The sequence below is a fragment of the Geodermatophilus sp. URMC 64 genome, from assembly GCF_053502555.1.
On sequence record NZ_CP199955.1, the window covers coordinates 5,271,828 to 5,289,259 of the forward strand.

General features: G+C 76.7%; 18 protein-coding genes and 1 pseudogene. 9 read left to right on the top strand and 10 right to left on the bottom strand.

Annotated elements, in window-relative coordinates; genetic code table 11:
- Positions 1-2: 2 nt before the first annotated feature.
- Positions 3-332, bottom strand: a complete 330-nt coding sequence (locus tag ACWIYF_RS25805) for a tetratricopeptide repeat protein (RefSeq protein WP_448625679.1) — start codon at positions 330-332, stop codon at positions 3-5.
- Between the two features lie 104 nt (positions 333-436).
- Between ACWIYF_RS25805 and ACWIYF_RS25810 the strand changes: the two genes are divergently transcribed.
- Both ACWIYF_RS25810 and ACWIYF_RS25815 read left to right on the top strand, forming a co-directional pair.
- Entirely contained in the window at positions 437-1,108 is a 672-nt protein-coding gene (locus tag ACWIYF_RS25810) for a DUF4383 domain-containing protein (protein WP_448625680.1), read from the top strand.
- 30 nt (positions 1,109-1,138) lie between these two features.
- Positions 1,139-2,290: a precorrin-3B synthase gene (locus tag ACWIYF_RS25815; protein ID WP_448625681.1), complete on the top strand. Its 1,152-nt coding sequence runs from the start codon at positions 1,139-1,141 to the stop codon at positions 2,288-2,290.
- On the opposite strand, the gene ACWIYF_RS25820 is transcribed toward ACWIYF_RS25815, so the two are convergent.
- Positions 2,287-3,465, bottom strand: a complete 1,179-nt coding sequence (locus ACWIYF_RS25820) for a glucose-1-phosphate adenylyltransferase family protein (RefSeq protein WP_448625682.1) — start codon at positions 3,463-3,465, stop codon at positions 2,287-2,289. The genes ACWIYF_RS25815 and ACWIYF_RS25820 overlap by 4 nt on opposite strands.
- Positions 3,466-3,510: 45 nt before the next feature.
- Here ACWIYF_RS25820 and ACWIYF_RS25825 point away from each other — a divergent pair, with 45 nt between their 5' ends.
- The 4 genes from ACWIYF_RS25825 to ACWIYF_RS25840 all read left to right on the top strand — a co-directional run bounded on the left by ACWIYF_RS25825 (position 3,511) and on the right by ACWIYF_RS25840 (position 7,824).
- Entirely contained in the window at positions 3,511-4,131 is a 621-nt protein-coding gene (locus ACWIYF_RS25825) for a precorrin-8X methylmutase (RefSeq protein WP_448625683.1), read from the top strand.
- A 74-nt stretch (positions 4,132-4,205) separates the two neighbouring features.
- Complete coding sequence (locus tag ACWIYF_RS25830) at positions 4,206-5,702, top strand: precorrin-2 C(20)-methyltransferase (RefSeq protein ID WP_448625684.1); 1,497 nt, start codon at positions 4,206-4,208, stop codon at positions 5,700-5,702.
- Positions 5,703-5,756: 54 nt separating this feature from the next.
- Positions 5,757-6,992: an MFS transporter gene (locus tag ACWIYF_RS25835; protein ID WP_448625685.1), complete on the top strand. Its 1,236-nt coding sequence runs from the start codon at positions 5,757-5,759 to the stop codon at positions 6,990-6,992.
- Positions 6,993-7,122: 130 nt separating this feature from the next.
- The gene (locus ACWIYF_RS25840) at positions 7,123-7,824 is read left to right on the top strand and encodes a response regulator transcription factor (protein WP_448625686.1); all 702 of its coding nucleotides are present in this window, start codon (positions 7,123-7,125) and stop codon (positions 7,822-7,824) included.
- Positions 7,825-7,887: 63 nt separating this feature from the next.
- Here the strand turns inward: ACWIYF_RS25840 and ACWIYF_RS25845 are convergent, their stop codons facing one another.
- Positions 7,888-8,499: a flavodoxin family protein gene (locus ACWIYF_RS25845; protein WP_448625687.1), complete on the bottom strand. Its 612-nt coding sequence runs from the start codon at positions 8,497-8,499 to the stop codon at positions 7,888-7,890.
- A 112-nt stretch (positions 8,500-8,611) separates the two neighbouring features.
- On the opposite strand from ACWIYF_RS25845, the gene ACWIYF_RS25850 reads away from it, so the two are divergent.
- Positions 8,612-9,892, top strand: a complete 1,281-nt coding sequence (locus ACWIYF_RS25850) for a nucleotide disphospho-sugar-binding domain-containing protein (RefSeq protein WP_448625688.1) — start codon at positions 8,612-8,614, stop codon at positions 9,890-9,892.
- Between the two features lie 3 nt (positions 9,893-9,895).
- Here the strand turns inward: ACWIYF_RS25850 and ACWIYF_RS25855 are convergent, their stop codons facing one another.
- The 4 genes and pseudogenes from ACWIYF_RS25855 to ACWIYF_RS25870 all read right to left on the bottom strand — a co-directional run.
- Entirely contained in the window at positions 9,896-11,485 is a 1,590-nt protein-coding gene (locus ACWIYF_RS25855) for a GTPase (protein ID WP_448625689.1), read from the bottom strand.
- The gene (locus ACWIYF_RS25860; RefSeq protein ID WP_448625690.1) at positions 11,482-13,185 is read right to left on the bottom strand and encodes an ABC transporter; all 1,704 of its coding nucleotides are present in this window, start codon (positions 13,183-13,185) and stop codon (positions 11,482-11,484) included. The genes ACWIYF_RS25855 and ACWIYF_RS25860 overlap by 4 nt, the downstream gene beginning before the upstream one ends.
- 30 nt (positions 13,186-13,215) lie before the next feature.
- Positions 13,216-13,389, bottom strand: coding sequence for a hypothetical protein (locus tag ACWIYF_RS25865; protein ID WP_448625691.1), 174 nt, complete (start codon positions 13,387-13,389; stop codon positions 13,216-13,218).
- Positions 13,390-13,468: 79 nt separating this feature from the next.
- Positions 13,469-13,816 (bottom strand): annotated as a pseudogene (locus ACWIYF_RS25870) (HAD hydrolase-like protein); the annotation flags it as partial.
- An 81-nt stretch (positions 13,817-13,897) separates the two neighbouring features.
- Here ACWIYF_RS25870 and ACWIYF_RS25875 point away from each other — a divergent pair.
- Entirely contained in the window at positions 13,898-14,284 is a 387-nt protein-coding gene (locus ACWIYF_RS25875; protein WP_448625692.1) for a hypothetical protein, read from the top strand.
- On the opposite strand, the gene ACWIYF_RS25880 is transcribed toward ACWIYF_RS25875, so the two are convergent.
- Positions 14,256-15,020: a cobalt-precorrin-6A reductase gene (locus tag ACWIYF_RS25880; RefSeq protein ID WP_448625693.1), complete on the bottom strand. Its 765-nt coding sequence runs from the start codon at positions 15,018-15,020 to the stop codon at positions 14,256-14,258. The genes ACWIYF_RS25875 and ACWIYF_RS25880 overlap by 29 nt on opposite strands.
- Before the next feature lie 26 nt (positions 15,021-15,046).
- Between ACWIYF_RS25880 and ACWIYF_RS25885 the strand changes: the two genes are divergently transcribed.
- Positions 15,047-16,117 (top strand): cobalt-precorrin-5B (C(1))-methyltransferase, encoded by a 1,071-nt coding sequence (locus tag ACWIYF_RS25885; RefSeq protein WP_448625694.1) that lies wholly within the window; start codon positions 15,047-15,049, stop codon positions 16,115-16,117.
- A gap of 56 nt (positions 16,118-16,173) precedes the next feature.
- Here the strand turns inward: ACWIYF_RS25885 and ACWIYF_RS25890 are convergent, their stop codons facing one another.
- Complete coding sequence (locus ACWIYF_RS25890; RefSeq protein WP_448625695.1) at positions 16,174-16,695, bottom strand: dihydrofolate reductase family protein; 522 nt, start codon at positions 16,693-16,695, stop codon at positions 16,174-16,176.
- A complete protein-coding gene (cobM, locus tag ACWIYF_RS25895) occupies positions 16,692-17,432 on the bottom strand; it encodes a precorrin-4 C(11)-methyltransferase (protein ID WP_448625696.1) in 741 nt (246 codons plus the stop codon). The genes ACWIYF_RS25890 and cobM overlap by 4 nt, the downstream gene beginning before the upstream one ends.

Sequence of the window (17,432 nt, forward strand, 5' to 3'; positions counted from 1 at the left end):
GCTCAGTCGGCGCCGAGGGCGTCGGCCATCCGGTGGTGGACGGCGGCCTCCTCGGCGCGGCTCTGCCGCTCGAGGGTGCGGGCCAGCGCCCGGCGGGCCCAGCCGTTGGCCGGCGCCAGCTCCACCAGCCGGGTGAGGGTCTCCTCGGCGCGGCCCAGCTGGGCGGATCCGAAGTAGGCCCGCGCCAGCAGCTCGAGGGCGGCCTGGTTCGCCGGCTCGGCCTCGACCACCGCGGTCAGGATGCGGGCGGCCTCGGTCGGCTGCCCCATCGCCAGGAACAGGTCGGCGCGCAGGTACTCGGAGTGCAGGTCCAGCTCGAAGGGCGTCGTCACGACGGTGGGAACAGCTCCGGCCGGCCGCGCCTTCCCACGGTGCATCCGGGGGGCCCGCCCCGGTGGAAGGAGGGGCAGACCGTCCTCGTCCAGGGAGCCCGCCCATGTCCCTCGCCCTCCGCCGCCACCTGACGCCCGTCGCACCCCGGGAGCGCGTCCTCGCCGTCCACCGGTTGGGCGCCGTCGTCGTGGCGCTGGTGATCCTCGTGTTCGGGCTGCTCGGCTTCGCCGGGGGCCTGGAGTACTTCTCGACCGAGGGGGAGCCGGTCCTCGGGCTGTCCTCCAACGGCCTGCTCTCGACGATCTCGGTGGTCACCGCGGTCGTGCTGATCGGGGCGGCGGTGCGCGGTCCGCGGATCGCCTCGACGGTGATGATCGTGGTCGGCGTCCTCTTCCTCGTCTCGGCGCTGGCCAACCTGGCCGTGCTGGACACCGGCCTGAACGTCCTGGCCTTCCGGCTGGCCAACGTCTTCTTCTCCATCGGCGCGGGGCTGGTCCTGCTGCTGCTCGGCACCTACGGCCGGGTCAGCGGCAACCTGCCGCCGGACAGCCCCTACGCCCGCCCGCGCGGGACGGACGACGCCGTCGACGGCACGGCCGACGAGCTGCCCCGGACCGCCGAGGAGCTGGCCGCGGAGCGGGCGATGCGCTGGGCGGAGATCGCGGTGGTGCAGCGCATCGCGACGGCCGACCAGCACCGTCGGGTGGCGGCGATGGCGCGGGTGCGCGGCCGTGCCGAGCGGCGCCGGGTCTGGATGTCGTTCGACGGCCGCTGATCCGCACGCCGTCGTAGCCTCGCGGTCGTCATGACTGCCGCCCCCCGCCTCCGCGCCGACACCTGCCCCGGCGCCCTGCAGACCCACGCCGCCGCCGACGGCGCGCTCGCCCGCGTGCGCGTACCCGGCGGCCGGGTCACCGCCGCGCAGCTGCGGGTGCTCGCGGCGGCGGCGCGCGAGCTCGGCGACGGCGCCCTGGAGCTGACCAGCCGCGGCAATCTGCAGCTGCGCGGCCTGGCCACCGGCACCGAGGTCGAGCTGGGCGACCGGCTCGCCGCGGCGGGCCTGCTGCCCAGCGCGACGCACGAGCGGGTCCGCAACGTGCTGGCCAGCACCCTGTCCGGCCGGGCCGGCGGGCGGGCCGACGTCCGCCCGTGGGTGGACGCGTTCGACGGGGGGCTGCGGGCCGACCCGGCGCTGGCCGACCTGCCCGGCCGGTTCCTCGCCACCCTCGACGACGGCCGCGGCGACGTCTCGGGCCTCGGCGGGGACGTCGGTCTGCTCGCGCTGGCCGACGGCTCGGTCGCGCTGCTGCTCGGCGGCGCCGACAGCGGCCTGCGCGCGCTGTCCGACGACGCGGTCGACCTGCTGCTCGCCGCCACCCGGGCCTTCCGCGCCGAACGCGCCGCCCAGGGCGGCACCGCCTGGCGGCTGGCCGAGCTGGACGACGGCCGGACCCGGGTGGCGGCACGGCTCCAGGCGCCGGACGGCGACCGCGTCGAGGTGCCGGCCGCACCGGTGGTGGGGCCGGTCGGGGCGGAGACGCAGGTGGACGGGCGGATCGCGCTGATCGGCGTCCTCCCGCTGGGCCGGCTCGGCGCCGATCTGGCCGAGCTCCTCGCCCGGCTCGCCCCCGAGGTGCAGGTGACCCCGTGGCGCAGCGTCGTCGTGCCGGACCTCGCCGAGGACGCGGTCGACGACGCCGCGGTCGACCTGCACCGCACCGGCATGGTCTTCGACGCCGGCAGCCCGTGGCTGCAGGTGAGCGCCTGCGCCGGCCGGCCGGGCTGCGCGAAGTCGCTCGCCGACGTCCGGGCCGACGCGACCGCCGCCGTGGCCACCGGCACCCTCCCGGCCGGTGGCGCGCGGCAGCACTGGGCGGGGTGCGAGCGCCGCTGCGGCCGCCCCCGCGGCGACGTCGTCGACGTGGTCGCGACCGGCGCCGGCTACCGCATCGGTTAGTCCCGCTCGGGGTCGGGGAAGCGCGCCCCGGCCTCGACCGTGGTCCCCGGGTCCAGGCGGGCGGCGCGGCCGACCAGGGTGATGTCGCCGTCCCCGCCGACGGCGCAGCCCTTCCCCACGTCGACGCCGTCGTCCAGCACCGCCCGGCTGACCGTCGCGCCCGACCGCACCCGCACCCCGGGCAGCAGCACCGAGTCGACGACGGTCGCGCCGGCCTCCACGACCACGCCCGGCGAGAGCACCGAGCCCCGCACCGCGCCGGCCACCCGGGTGCCGCCGGAGACCAGGCTGTGCTCGACCTCCGCCCCGCGCAGGACCCGCCCAGCGCTGTGCCGCCCACCGCGGGTGTGCACCGGCCAGCCCGGGTCGTCGAGGTCCAGCGGCGGCTCCTCGGCGAGGAAGTCCTGGTGCGCCGCCCAGTACGCCGACACGGTGCCGACGTCGCGCCAGTAGCCGTCGAGCGGGTACGCGCGGGCGGCGCCGTCCTCGGTCTGCCCCGGCAGCAGATGGCTGCCGAGGTCCTCGAGGCCCTCCTCGCCGACGTCGGCGGCGATCGCCTCGAGCCGGTCCAGCGTCGCCTCCGGCGAGAAGACGAACACCTCGTTGGTGGCCGTGGTCGTCGCCGGCTCGTCGGGCTTGTAGGCGTAGTCCACGACCCGGTCGCCGTCGACCCGCACGATGCCGTAGCGCGACGCGTCGTCGGCGGCGACCTCGGTGGTCACCATCGTCACCTCGGCGCCGGAGCCCAGGTGGGCCTCGGCGACCTCCCGGTAGTCGAGCTTGTAGACGGCGTCGGCACTCACCACCACCAGCGCGTCGGCGCCGAACCCGCGGATCAGCTCCGCCTGGCGCCACAGCGAGTCCGCCGTCCCCTCGTTCCAGCCGCCACGCTCGGTGCCCTGGTACGGCGGCAGCGTCATCAGCCCGCCGTAGGTGCGGTCGAGGTCCCACGGCCGGCCGTTGGCCAGGTGGTCGGACAGCGACGTGGGGTGGAACTGCACCGACACCCACACGTCGGCGACGCGTGCGTGCTGGCAGTTGCTCAGCGGGAAGTCGATCAGCCGGTAGACCCCGGCGAAGGGGACGGCGGGCTTGGCCCGGTGGTCGGTGAGCAGCTCCAGCCGGCCACCGGCGCCGCCGGCGAGGACGAGGACGAGGATCTTGGGAAGGGCCACGGGGGTCCGCTACCCGCGTCCGGTGCCACGTAGCCTCCCGTACCGATGTACGACTACGAGAAGGACGGCGCCGCGATCTACCGGCGCTCGTTCGCGACGATCCGCGCCGAGGCGGACCTCGCCGGCCTGCCCGAGGACGTCGCGCGCGTGGCGGTCCGCATGATCCACGCCTGCGGGCAGGTCGACCTCGTCGCCGACCTCGCCTTCTCCCCCTCCGTGGTCGCCCGGGCGCGTGAGGCCCTCGACGCCGGTGCGCCGGTGCTGTGCGACGCGGAGATGGTCGCCTCCGGCATCACCCGCCGCCGGCTGCCCAAGGACAACGACGTCGTCTGCACGCTGCACGACGAGCGGACGCCGGCGCTGGCCGCCGCGCTCGGCACCACCCGGACCGCGGCCGCGCTGGAGCTGTGGCGCGACCGGCTCGGCGGCGCCGTCGTCGCGATCGGCAACGCCCCCACCGCGCTGTTCCACCTGCTGGAGATGGTCGAGGCCGGCGCCCCACGGCCGGCCGCCGTCCTCGGCATCCCGGTCGGGTTCGTCGGCGCGGTCGAGTCCAAGGAGGCGCTGGCCGCCTCCGACCTGCCGTTCCTCGTCGTGCGCGGGCGGCGCGGCGGCAGCGCCATGACCGCCGCGGCCGTGAACGCGATCGCGAGCGACGTGGAGTGAGCGGACAGGGGCGTGAGCATCGCAGCGAGGAACGAGCGAGGAGCGGAGCGCCCCGCGGGAGCGGGGGGCATCGAATGACGACCGGCCGCCTCTACGGGGTGGGGCTCGGGCCGGGTGACCCGGAACTGGTCACGGTCAAGGCCGCCCGGCTGATCGGCGCCGCCGACGTCGTCGCCTTCCACGCCGCGCGGCACGGGCGGTCGGTGGCACGAGCGCTGGCAGCGCCCTACCTGCGCGAGGGGCAGATCGAGGAGCTGCTGGTCTACCCGGTCACCACCGAGACCACCGACCACCCCGGCGGCTACCAGGGCGCGATCGAGGAGTTCTACGCCGACGCCGCGGCCCGGCTGGCGGCACACCTGGACGCCGGCCGGGACGTCGTCGTCCTGGCCGAGGGGGATCCGTTCTTCTACGGGTCCTACATGCACATGCACAAGCGGCTGGCGCACCGGTACCCGACCGAGGTCGTGCCCGGGGTGACCAGCGTGAGCGGCGCGGCGGCGGTGCTCGGTCGGCCGCTGGTGGAGCGGGACGAGGTGCTCACCGTGCTGCCCGGCACGCTGCCCGCCGACGAGCTCGCCGAGTGGCTGGCGACGACGGATTCGGCGGCCGTGCTGAAGCTGGGCCGCACCTTTCCCGCGGTGCGCGAGGCGTTCGAGGCGGCCGGCGTGCTGGACCGGGCGTTCTACGTCGAGCGGGCGACGACGGAGCAGCAGCGGGTGGCCCCGCTGGCCGACGTCGACCCGGCGACCGTGCCGTACTTCTCGCTCGCCCTGCTGCCCAGCGAGCTGACCGGGCCGCTCCCGCAGGCCGAGGAGCACGCGCCCGAGGCGCACGCCGGCGAGGTGGTGGTGGTCGGGCTCGGGCCGGGCCAGCGGTCCTGGACGACGCCGGAGGCCGCCGACGCGCTCGCGGCCGCCGACGACCTGGTCGGCTACGGCCCGTACCTGGACCGGGTGCCGGCCAACCCGCGGCAGACCCGCCATCCCAGCGACAACCGGGTGGAGGCCGAGCGGGCGGCGCACGCGCTGACCCTCGCGCGGTCCGGACGCCGGGTCGCGGTCGTCTCCAGCGGGGACCCGGGCGTGTTCGCGATGGCCGCGGCGGTGCTCGAGGTCGCCGAGCGGCCGGAGTTCGCGGGTGTCCGCGTGCGGGTCCTGCCCGGGCTGACCGCCGCGCAGGCGGTGGCCTCGCGGGTCGGGGCGCCGCTGGGCCACGACTTCGCCGTCCTGTCGCTGTCCGACGTCCGCAAGCCGTGGCGGGTCGTCGTCGAGCGGCTGCGCGCCGCCGCGTCGGCCGACCTCGTGCTCGCGCTGTACAACCCGCGCTCGAAGGCCCGGCCGCACCAGCTCGGCGAGGCGCAGAAGGTGCTGCTGGAGAACCGGTCGCCGGACACCGTGGTCGTCGTCGGCCGCGACGTCGGCGGGCCGGAGGAGAAGGTCGTCGTCACCACCCTCGGTGACCTCGACCCCGAGACCGTCGACATGCGCTGCCTGGTGCTGGTCGGCTCCTCCCGGACCCGCGTCGGCCCGTCCGGCGCCGTCTGGACCCCGCGCACCCACGAACCCTGAGGGGCGCGCCGCCGGACGGGAATGCGAGCGCGCCGAGCGGGCTTGAGGGTTGTCGTGCCGACCCGCCGACTGTCCCGACCGGCCGCGTTCTGGTCGGTCGCCGTCCTGCTGGTGCTCATGCTCGCGGCGTCGGGTGTCCCCTCCCCGCTCTACCGCGTCTACCAGCAGGAGTTCGGCTTCAGCTCCGGCGTCCTGACGACGATCTTCGCGATCTACGCGTTCGCGCTGCTGGGCTCGCTGCTCGTGGTCGGCGGGCTGTCCGACCACGTGGGACGCCGCCCCGTCATCGCCGCCGCGTTCGCGCTCGAGGCGGCCGCGATGGCGCTGTTCCTCACCGCGGACGGCGTCGGCTGGCTGCTCGCCGCCCGCGTCGTGCAGGGCCTGGCCACCGGCGCGCTGACCAGCGCCCTCGGCGCCTGGCTGCTGGACCTGCAGCGACAGGAGCGGCCGCTCGGCCCGTTCATCAACAGCGCCTCCCCCGGCATCGGCCTGTCCCTGGGCGCGGTCGGGGCCGGGCTGCTCGTGCAACTGGTCCCCTCGCCGACCGACTGGGTGTTCGGCGCGCTCACCGCCGTCTGCGCGCTCGCCGTCCCCGGGGTCCTGCTCCTGCTCCCCGAGACCTCGCCGCGGGTGCCGGGCGCGGTGGCCTCGCTGCGCCCCCGCGTCGAGGTGCCGCCGCGGCACCGGCGCCCCTTCCTCGTCGCGCTGCCGGTCGTCGTCGCCGCGTGGGCGCTCGGCGGGCTCTACGCCTCGCTCGGGCCGTCGCTGGTGGCCGAGGTCTTCGGCGTGGACAACCACATCGTCGGCAGCCTGCTCATCCTGGCGCTCAACGGCACCGGCGTCTTCGGGTCGCTGGCCATGCGGCCGGTGGCGCCGGAGAAGGCGCTGGTCGCGGGCTCGCTGACCTTCGCCGTGGGTGTGGCCGGCACGGTCATCGCCGTCCTGGTGGGTTCCCTGGCGCTGCTGTTCGTCGCCGCCGTCGTCACCGGGTTCGGCTTCGGCGCCTCGTTCCTCGGCGCGATCGCGATGATCACGCACGGCGTCGAGCCCGGGCACCGGGCGGGCCTGCTGGCGGCCACCTTCGTCGTCGGCTACCTGGCGTTCAGCCTGCCGGCCATCGCCGCGGGCCTCGCGGTCAGCGGCATCGGGCTCGGGCGGACGACGGAGATCTACGGCGGCGTCGTCATCGTCCTGGCCCTGATCGCGGCGGCCAGCGTGACGGCGCGCCTGCGCCGGGCCGGGGCGTCCGCCGAGGAGTCCGCCCCGGAGACCGAGCCGCTCGCCGCCTGATCGTCTCCCGGGGACCCGCCGCCCGTTCTTGCGCGTTCCTTGCGGATCCGTCGAGGTGGCCCTGCGGCCGGGAGGTCACGGTCGTTGCTGTCGGCGGGAGACCCCGCCGGCGAGGCCCGACCTGGAGACGATGTTGACCCTCGCCCTCGACCGGTCCGACCAGCTCGATCATCCGGCCGTCCCGGCCGCGCCGCGCGTGCTGGTCGTCGACGATCACCGGGCCTTCGCCGAACTGCTCTGCGGCGCCCTGCAGGCCGCCGGGATGGACGTGCTGGGGACGGCGCACTCTGCCGTTCAGGCCGTCGCGATGGCCGAGGACCTGCGGCCGGACGTCGTGGTCATGGACATCCAGATGCCGCGGGAGGACGGGTTGTCCGCGACCCGTCGGCTGCGTGAGGTCGCACCGGACGCCGTCGTCGCGGTGGTCTCCGCTCACCGGGATCCGGAGTGGGTGGTCCGCGCGACGCAGGCGGGCGCGTCGGCCTTCATCCCGAAGGACGGCTCGCTGGCCGAGATGCTCGACATCATCTCCCGCGTCCGCGCCGGGCAGATGCTGGTCGCTCCCTCCACGTTCTCCGCCACGCCGACCGCCGGTTCCCCCGGGGCGCCGGTCGACGAGATCCGGCCGGAGCTGACCCGCCGGGAGCAGCAGGTGCTCGACTGTCTGGGCCGCGGGATGCAGGTCAAGGGCATCGCCCGGGTCCTGGGGATCACCCAGGAGACCTGCCGGGGCTACGTGAAGTCCTTGCACGCCAAGCTCGGCGCCCGCTCCCAGCTGGAAGCGGTCGTGAAGGCCCAGCAGCTCGGACTGCTGGGCTCCGCCGGGGCGTGACCGGCTCCGGCCCGCTCACGGCGGACCCCCGCTCGCCGACGCGGCCGACCCGGACGGCAGCCGTCAGCTGTAGGGGTGGGCCTTGAGCAGCCGGGCCAGGTGCGCGGCGTTCTCGGCGAGGGTCTGCGTGGCCTGGGCGACCGGCTCGGGCGTTTCCTCCAGGTCGAGGTAGTCGACGCCCTGCATGGCCTCGCCGTTCCAGTACGTGACGCCCTGCGCCGGGATGGTGAACCCGACGTCGTCGAGCGCCTGGAAGGCATCGGCGCTGATGTGGTGCGCGCCGTCCTCGTTGCCGACGACGGCCACCACCGCGACCTTGCCCGTGATCAGCGGCCGGCCGGAGTCGTCGGTCTCCGAGAGCTCGGCGTCCAGCCGCTCGAGCACGCCCTGGGCGATGCTGGTCATGTGCCCCATCCAGGTCGGCGTGGCGAAGACCAGGATGTCGGCGGCCAGCAGCTTCTCGCGGATCGCCGGCCACTCGTCGCCGTCGCCCATGTCGACCTCGACGCCGGGCTTCACGTCGTGGTCGACCACGCGGACCAGCTCGTGCGTCACCCCCCGCTTCCCGAGCGCGTCGAGCACCTCGCGCGCGAGCTTCTCGCTGCTGGACGGCGCCGGCGACGGCTTCAGGCTGCAGACGAGGGCGAGCGCGTGCAGGCCCGGGCTGTCTCCCATGCCGGACGCTTGCCCATCCGACCTGGGGTTTCACACATTCCGCCGGGCGGCTCTTCCGCCGCGACGCCGGGGCGACGACCATGGCCGCGCGCGGCTCCCCGGGTGGTGCGAGATGGCCGAACTCCCTGACCGGCCGCGGGGACGGTTCCTCCTCGCGGTGATCGACGCCGGTGGCACCCTTCCGCCCGCACTGGGCCTGGCCGCGGAACTGGTCCGCCGGGGCCATTCCGTCGAGGTCCTCGGGGACCCGATCACCGAACGGTCCGCCCGGGCCGCGGGCTGCGGCTTCCGCCCGTGGCGGACGGCGCCGCACATCGACTCGATCGCCGAGCAGACCGCGCTGATCGCCGAGATGGAGAGCGGCAACGGCCTGCACCAGCTCAGAGCCGCCCGCGACCACTTCATCGTCGGACCGGCCGCGGGATTCGCGGCCGACGTGGTCGCCGCCGTGCGGGACCACCCGGTGGACGTGATCGTCGCCGACTCCCTCCCCGGGATGCTGATCGGCGCCCAGGCCACCGGCCGGCCCACGGCCGCGCTGATGGCCAACATCTACGTGCGCCCGACCCCCGGGATGCCCGTGATGACCTCGGGCTGGCTGCCGCCCCGCGGCCCCCTCGGGCGGGCGCGGGACGCGGTCATCCGGGCCGCGATGCGGCGGGTGCTCCACCGGTTCGTGCGGGGGCTGAACCCGGTGCTCGCGGCCAACGGCCGGCCGCCGGTCCGCGACATGTTCGAGCTGTTCGACCGCTGCGCCGAGGTGCTCGTCCTCACCAGCCCGTCGTTCGACTTCTCCTCGCCGCACATCCCGGCGAACGTCCACTTCGTCGGCCCGCAGCTCGACGACCCCGACTGGGCCGCCGGCGGCGACTGGCGGCCGGCGGGTGACCAGCCGCTCGTCCTGGTGGCGACCAGCTCGGTGTTCCAGGACCAGGTCGACCTGCTGCGCCGCGTCGCCACCGCGCTCGGCGGGCTGCCGGTCCGGGCCGTGCTCACCACCGGCCGCGCGGTCGACCCGGCCGACGTCCCGGCCCCGGCCAACGTGCGGGTGGTCCGCGCCGCGCCGCACCGCGCCGTCCTCGCCGAGGCCGCCGCCGTCGTCACGCACGCCGGCCACGGCAGCGTGCTCAAGTCGCTGGCGGCCGGCGTGCCGCTGGTCTGCATCCCGATGGGCCGCGACCAGAAGGACAACACCGTGCGCGTGCTGCGCCTGGGCGCCGGGGTCCGGGTGGACAAGAAGGCGCCGCCCGAGCGGATCGCCGCGGCCGTGCGCCAGGTGCTCGACGACCCGGCCTACGCCGAGGCGGCCCGGCGGTTCGCCGACGTCCTCGCGGCCGAGGCCAAGACCCGGCCGAGCGCCGCCGACCGCGTCGAGGCGCTGCTGCCGCGCTGAGGTTCAGGAGGCCGCCCGGCTCACCGCGGCGCAGAAGCGGCGATGGGCCTCGCCGGTCCGCGCCAGCGGCTCGAGGACCTCCTCGCGCCCCACCTCGGCGATCCGGTCGGTCAGCCGCCGCCGTGCCTGCCGGGCGCGCCGCCGGGCGCGGAGCAGCACGAACGGCCGCGCCAGCAGCGCCACGAGGGCGCCGGCGAGGAGCCCGGCGCCGAGCAGCAGCGTCGGCAGGGGCAGACCCTGCACCCGGGGCAGCGGGACGACGTCGTCCAGCTGCAGCCAGCCGAGGACGACGAGCACCAGCAACCACAGCGCCCCGGCCAGCGCGGTCAGCGCCAGCAGCCACTGCAGCCCGCCGACCGCGCGCTGCCAGAGCGGCACCCGGTCGGGCCCGAGGTCGGTGCCGGCCACCGCGCGGTCGAGCCGGTCGGCCAGCCGGGCCTCGCTGACCTCGAGGGTGCGCCGCAGGTCGTCACGCCAGGCCTGCGGCAGGCCGTCGCCGGCCGCGGTCCGCTCCCGGCGCAGCGCCGCGGTCAGCGCCGCCTGCTGGACGGCGCCGGCCGGGGGCAGCGACGTCCGGGCGCGCTCGTCGCCCAGGTGCAGCCGCCGCAGGGGGTCGGGCCGCAGCCGGGCGGCCCAGCGCACGAGCGGCCAGCCGGTGCGCGCCGTCCCCTCGCGCCGCGCCGACCGCTCCACGGCGCCGACGACGGCGGGCACCCCGGCGGCGTCGGCGAGGGCGTCGGTCAACCCCTCGCCACCGTCCCGGCGGCCGCCGTCCGGGCGGTCGGGGGCGCAGTGCGCCGCCAGCTCGGCGGCCACCCCGCGGGCGTCGGCCGCCAGCCGGTCGGAGGCCGCCCGGCGGGCCGCCACCCGGCGGGCGAGCTCCGCCCGCAGCTCCGGCAGGCCGCTGCCGGTCCGTGCCGACGTGGGCAGCACCGGCGTCGCGGCCAGCCCCTCGGCGTCCAGCAGCCGGCGCAGGTCGGCCAGGCACGCCTGCACGGCGGGCGGATCCAGCCGGTCCACCTGGTTGAGCACCACGAGCAGCACCCCCGCGTGCCCGGCGAGCGGGGCCAGGTAGCGCTCGTGGACGGCGGCGTCGGCGTACTTCTGCGGGTCGAGCACCCACACCAGGACGTCGACGAGCTCGACCAGCCGGTCGACCTCGAGGCGGTGCTCCAGCCGGACGCTGTCGTGGTCGGGCAGGTCGAGCAGCACCAGCCCGTCGAGCGCCGGATCGGGATCGGCGACGCGGTGCCGCCGCGGGACCTGCAGCCAGTCCAGGAGCCGGTCGCTGCCGTGCTCGCCCCACACCGAGGCGTGGGCCACCCCCGTCGTCGGCCGGCGCACCCCGGGGCTGCTCACCTCGGCCCCGGAGAGCGCGTTGAACAGCGTCGACTTGCCGCTGCCGGTCGCGCCGGCCAGCGCGACCACGGTGGCGTCGCCCAGCGCCTCGCGCGCGCCGGCCTTCGCCAGCAGCCGGCGGGCGGCGCCGAGCTCGGGCAGCTCCAGCCGGCCGTCGGCGACCTCGACCGCCTCCCGCAGGGCGGCCAGCCGGTCGCCGAGCGACGTCTCCCGGCGGGCGAGGAGCCGGGTCACCGCTCCTCCCGCCGGGCGTCGGCCAGCGCGCGGGCCGCGGCGCGCAGCTCCTCGGCGCTGCCGGGCGGCGGGGCGGCGTCGTCCACGAGGACGTCGAACCGGTCCTGCTCGCCGCGCAGCAGCCGGTCGGTGCGGCGGTCGAGGTCCGTGCGGGCGCGCGCGGCCAGGCTGCGCACCGCCGCGTCGCCGAAGACGGCCTCGAGGACCCGCTGCCCGACCGCCGTCGTCCCGCCGGCGACCGCGACCTCCCCGCCGGTGAGCCCGCCGGTCTGGGCGAAGATGCCGACCATCACGACCGCGCCGGCCCCGTTCACCCCCCACGACAGCGCGCGGGCCTTCGACCGCTTGCCGGCGCCCTCGTCCCGCACCAGCTCGAGCACGTGCCCCTGCCATTCCCGGACCTCGTCGGCGGCCGCGGCGGCGAACCCCGGTGAGCTGCGGTCGAGCTCGCCCTCCCGGCCGGCAAGCAGGCCGGGTCCGCCCGGCAGGGTGCGCCAGCCGAGCACGGTGCGCTCGGCCGCCTCGTCGGCCTCGGCCCGCAGCAGCACCTCCACCCCCGACTCCAGCGCGTCCCGCAGCCCCGCCGCGGGCGTCGGCCGGCCGGTGAGCGCGGCGGTCGCCCGGTCCCGCAGGCGGCTCACCTGGCCCTGGAGGCTGCGCATCCACTCGCCGGTGCCCACGAACTCCTGCCAGCGGGCCAGCACCTCCCCGCGCAGCAGGCTGCCGTTCGCCACCCCCTCGGCCACCTCGGCGCGGGCCCGGTCGTAGGTGTCGGCCGCGGTGGCCCGCAGCGCGTCGGCGGCCGCGGCCTGCTCGTCCACGGCGGCGGCCACCCCGGCGACCCGCCCGTCCAGGCTCTCCAGCGCGCCGGCGAGGGTCTGGCGGACGACGGCGGCGCGCTGCTCCTGGTCGGCGGCCAGACCGTGCAGCCAGGACCGGAGCGGCCCGACCTGGTCCTCGGGCAGCAGTCCGTCGACCAGCGGCCGCTCCTCGACCACGAACAGGGTCGCGGCGGCCAGGCCCGCGCGGCGCAGCATGCCCGCCAGGTCGTCGGCGACCTCGCGCACCGCCTCGGGCGGCACCCGGTCCAGCACGACCGCCAGCGCGGTCCCGCGTTCCTGGGCGGTGCGGAGCAGCTCCCAGGGCACCGCGTCGGCGTAGCGGGCCGCGGTGGTCACGAAGATCCACAGGTCCGCCGCGGCGAGCAGCTGACCGGCGAGGTCGCGGTTGGCCTCGACGACGGAGTCCACGTCGGGGGCGTCGACCAGCGCCAGGCCGGTCGGCAGCGCGTCACTGGCGACCAGGCGCAGCCCGCTCGTGCCGTCGCCGTCGGCTCCGGTCGTGCGCGCGAGGTGCGGCAGCACGCGGTCCCCCGCGAAGGCGGCCTGGTCGGCGGGCGCGCACACGAGCACGGGGGCGCGGGTGGTCGGCCGCAGCACCCCGGCCGGGCTCACCGCCGTCCCCAGCAGGCTGTTCACCAGCGTGGACTTGCCCGCGCCGGTGGAGCCGCCGACGACGGTCAGCAGCGGCGCGTCCAGGTCGTGCAGCCGCGGGAGCAGGTAGTCGTCGATCTGGTCGACCACCGCCCGGGCGGCCCGGACCGCCGGATCCCGGCCGGCCGTGGCCAGCCGCAGGGGCGCCGCGGCGACACGGTCCCGCAGTGCCTCGAGCGCATCGGGCAGGCGCAGGGCGGCGGACACGGGTGCCTTCCTGCCCGTTCGCGGCCCGGCTCACCCCTGGCGCACCTCGGCCAGCGCGGCGGGGACCTCCGCGGGGGTGCCGACGACGAGCGCGCCGGCCTCCGCCAGCTCGCCCGGCGGGGCGGGTCCCCAGCCGGCGCCGATGCAGGGCAGCCCGTGCGCGGCGGCGCCCAGGACGTCGTGCGCCCGGTCGCCGACCAGCACCGGATCGCGGCCGCCGGGGTGGGCGGCCAGCGCCGTCCAGGGTCGCGCCGTGCACCGAGGCGAAGAACCGCAGCAGCCCGGTGTGCTCGAGCACGCGGACGGCGAAGGTCTCGGGCTTGCTGGTGGCGACGGCCAGCGTGGCGTCCGCGGACAGCCGGCCCAGCAGCTCGGGGACGCCGTCGTACACGCGCACGTCGAGCAGGGCCCCTGCCGAGTAGTGCGCCCGGTAGGCGGCCACCGCCCGCGGGACGTCGGGCAGCGGCACGCCGAGGACCAGCGCGAACCCGTCCTGCAGCGGCGGGCCGACCATCGCGGTGAGCTGCTGCTCCGTCGGCTCGGGCAGCCCGAGCCGCGCCGCCGCCACCCGCACCGACGCCCAGATGCCCGGGGTCGAGTCGACCAGCGTGCCGTCGAGGTCGAACAGCACCAACGGGACCCCTTCCGCATCCGGCTTGGAGCTGGTTGCATGAAACGTCAACGACCTGTTCCCTCCGGGAGGACCGACGAGATGACCCGCACCTCTGCCGCGCCGGTCAGCACGGCCTCCACCGTGCGCCCCCTGCAGCTCACGGCGGTCCTGGCCCTGCTCGCCCTCCTCTGGCAGTTCGCCACGGCCGGGCGGCTCCTCGGCGGCGCCGACGTCCTCGGGGCGCACGGCGCGGGGGCGATCGCGCTGCACGTGACCACGGGCCTCCTGCTGGCCGCGACCGCGCTGCACTGGCGTCGCTCCCGGGGCCCGCTGTGGCCGGTCGCGCTGGCCGGGCTGGTCTTCCTCGCGACCTTCGTGCAGGCGGCCCTCGGCTCGGCCGCCGTCATGGCGGCGCACGTGCCGGGGGCGATGGTGCTGACGGTCGGCACGGTGTGGCTCACGGTCTGGGCGTTCCGCTCGGCCTGACCCCGGCCCGTCCCAGCCAGGCCAGCGCCTCCTCGACCGACGCCACCACCGGCGTCCCGGGCGGGAGCGGCGGCCGGCGCACCACGACCACCGGGATGCCGAGTTCGCGCGCGGCGGTCAGCTTCGCCTCGGTGAGGTGCCCGCCGGAGTCCTTGGTGACGACGACGTCCACGGCGTGCTCGCGCATCAGGGCGAGCTCCTCCTCCACCGTGAACGGCCCCCGCTCGAGGACGACGGTGGTGCGTTCGGGCACCGGCGGCTCCGGCGGGTCGACCGAGCGGACCAGCACCTCCTGGTCGAGCCCCGCGAAGGCGCCCAGGCCGGTGCGGCCCGTCGTGAGGAAGACGTGCGCGAAGCCGGCCACGGCCTCGGCCGCCGCCTCGAGCGAGTCCACCCACCGCCAGTCGTCGCCCGGCTGCTCCCGCCAGCCGGGGCGCTGCAGCCGCACGTAGGGCGTGCGCGTGTCGGCCGCCGCCCGCGCCGCGTGCTGCGTGATCGCCGTGGCGAAGGGGTGGGTGGCGTCGACCAGCGCCCGCACGGGGTGTCCGCGCAGCCAGTCCGCCAGCCCCTCGGCGCCGCCGAACCCGCCGATGCGCACCTCGCCGGGGGGCAGCAGCGGGTCCGCCGTCCGGCCGGCCAGCGAGCTGAGGACGTCGCCGCCCTCGGCGGTGAGCGCCTCGGCCAGCCGCCGGGCCTCCCCCGTGCCCCCCAGCAGCAGCACCTTCCCGGTCACCATGCCTTCCTCCCGTGCATGCTGATCACGTGACCAGCGGGCTGCGGTACGGGTGGACGACGGGCGCGTGCGCGACCGCCGCCGCCACCGCCGCCTACACCGCGCTGCTCACCGGCGAGTTCCCCGATCCGGTGCCGATCGACCTGCCGCACGACAAGCACCCGTCGTTCGCGCTGGCCCGCGAGTCGCTGGGCGAGGGCACGGCCACCGCCGGCATCGTCAAGGACGCCGGCGACGACCCCGACGTCACCCACGGCGCGCTGGTGTCCGTGACCGTGACCCACGGCGCCCCGGGCAGCGGGGTGACCTTCCGCGCCGGCCCCGGCGTGGGCACGGTGACCAAGCCCGGCCTGCCGCTGGCCGTCGGGGAGCCGGCGATCAACCCGATGCCGCGGACGTTCATCCGCGAGCACCTCGCCGCGGTCGCCGCCCGGCACGGCGGCAGCGGGGACGTCGTCGTCACCGTCTCGGTGGAGAACGGCGAGGAGCTGGCACGCCGGACCTGGAACCCGCGGCTGGGCATCCTCGGCGGCCTGTCGATCCTCGGCACCACCGGCGTCGTCGTCCCGTACTCGTGCTCGTCGTGGATCGACTCGATCCGCCGCGGCATCGACGTCGCCCGCGCGGCGGGGCACACCCATGTCGCCGGGTGCACCGGCTCGACGTCGGAGCGCGTCGTCACCGAGCTCTACGGCCTGCCCGAGGACGCCCTGCTGGACATGGGCGACTTCGCCGGGGCCGTGCTCAAGTACCTGCGCCGCCACCCGGTGCCGCGGCTGACCGTCGCGGGCGGCATCGGCAAGCTGGCCAAGCTCGCCGACGGGCACCTCGACCTGCACTCCGGCCGCTCGCAGGTGTCCTTCGACTCGCTGGCCACGCGGGTGCGCGACGCCGGGGGCTCCCCGGAGCTGGTCGAGGGCGTGCGGACGGCGAACACCGCGCTCGACGCCCTGCGGCAGTGCACGGCCGCCGGCCTGCCGCTGGGCGACCTGGTGGCCGCCGGCGCTCGTGAGACCGCGCTCGGCGTGCTGCGCGGCGCGCCCGTCGAGGTCGACGTCGTGGTCATCGACCGCGGCGGCACGATCGTCGGCCGCGCGTAGGCCCCGGTGCAGGGACCCGTCGCGAGCGTGCGAGCGGTGGGGGGCAGCGGGGTCCTTCAACACCGCGGGACCTCGTAGCGGCCGCAGAGGAAGTTGCGGTTGCGCGCGACGTCGACCAGGACCAGGTCCAACCGCCTCGGCAGCAGCGGCGCGCCCGCGCCCAGGGTGACCGGGGCGTACTGCACCCACACCTCGTCGAGCAGGCCGCGGTCGGCGAACTGCCCGACCAGCTCGCCGCCTCCCACCAGCCACACGTCCTTGTCGCCGGCCGCGGCCACCAGCTCGGGGTGGACCTCGGCGACGTCGTCGCTGGTGAACCGCACACCCGCCGGAGGCGGCGGGAACTCGCGGTGGGTGAACACCCAGGTCGGCAGCGTGTAGGGCCACTCGGCGTGGTCGAGGAGCCACCGGTAGGTCGAGGCGCCCATCGCCAGGGCGCCGATCCGCTCGATGAACGGCTCGTAGCCCATCGGTCCGGCGGGATCGACGTCCTGACTGAGCAGCCAGTCGAGCGAGTGGTCGGCGGTCGCGAGGAAACCGTCGAGACTGGACGCGGTGAAGTAGTGCGTTCGCGTCATCGGGGCCTCGTCGTCGAGTAGAGGTGGCTGTCGGGGAACTGGGCCGCGGTGAGCACCGGGCCGACGATCACCACCGCCGTCCGCTTCACCCCGGCGTCCTCGACCCGCTCGGCGATGTCGGCGAGCGTGCCGCGCAGGACCAGCTCGTCGTCCCGGCTGGCGCGGGCGACGACGGCGACCGGGCCGTCCTCCCCGTAGTGCGGCACGAGTTCCGGCACCAGCTCGCGCAGACGCTGCACCGCCAGGTGCAGCACGAGCGTCGCGCCGGTCGCGGCGTAGGCGGCCAGCGACTCCCCCGGCGGCATCGGCGTCGAGCGGGCCGACGTCCGCGTGAGGACGACGGTCTGCCCCACGCCCGGCACGGTCAGCTCCCGCTTGAGCGAGGCCGCCGCGGCCGCGAACGCGGGCACCCCCGGGACGACGTCGTAGGGCACGCCGGCGGCGTCCAGCCGGCGCATCTGCTCGGCCATCGCGCTGTAGACCGACGGGTCGCCGGAGTGCAGCCGGGCGACGTCGAGGCCGGCCTCGTGCGCGGCGACCAGCTCGGCGGTGATCTGGTCCAGGTCGAGGTCGGCGGTGTCGACGAGGCGGGCGCCGGGCGGCGCGGTGTCGAGCAGCTCCCGGGGCACCAGCGCGCCGGCGTAGAGGCAGACCGGGGCGGTGGCGATGATCCGCGCCGCGCGCACGGTGACCAGGTCCGCCGCCCCGGGTCCGGCACCGATGAAGTGCACGGTCAC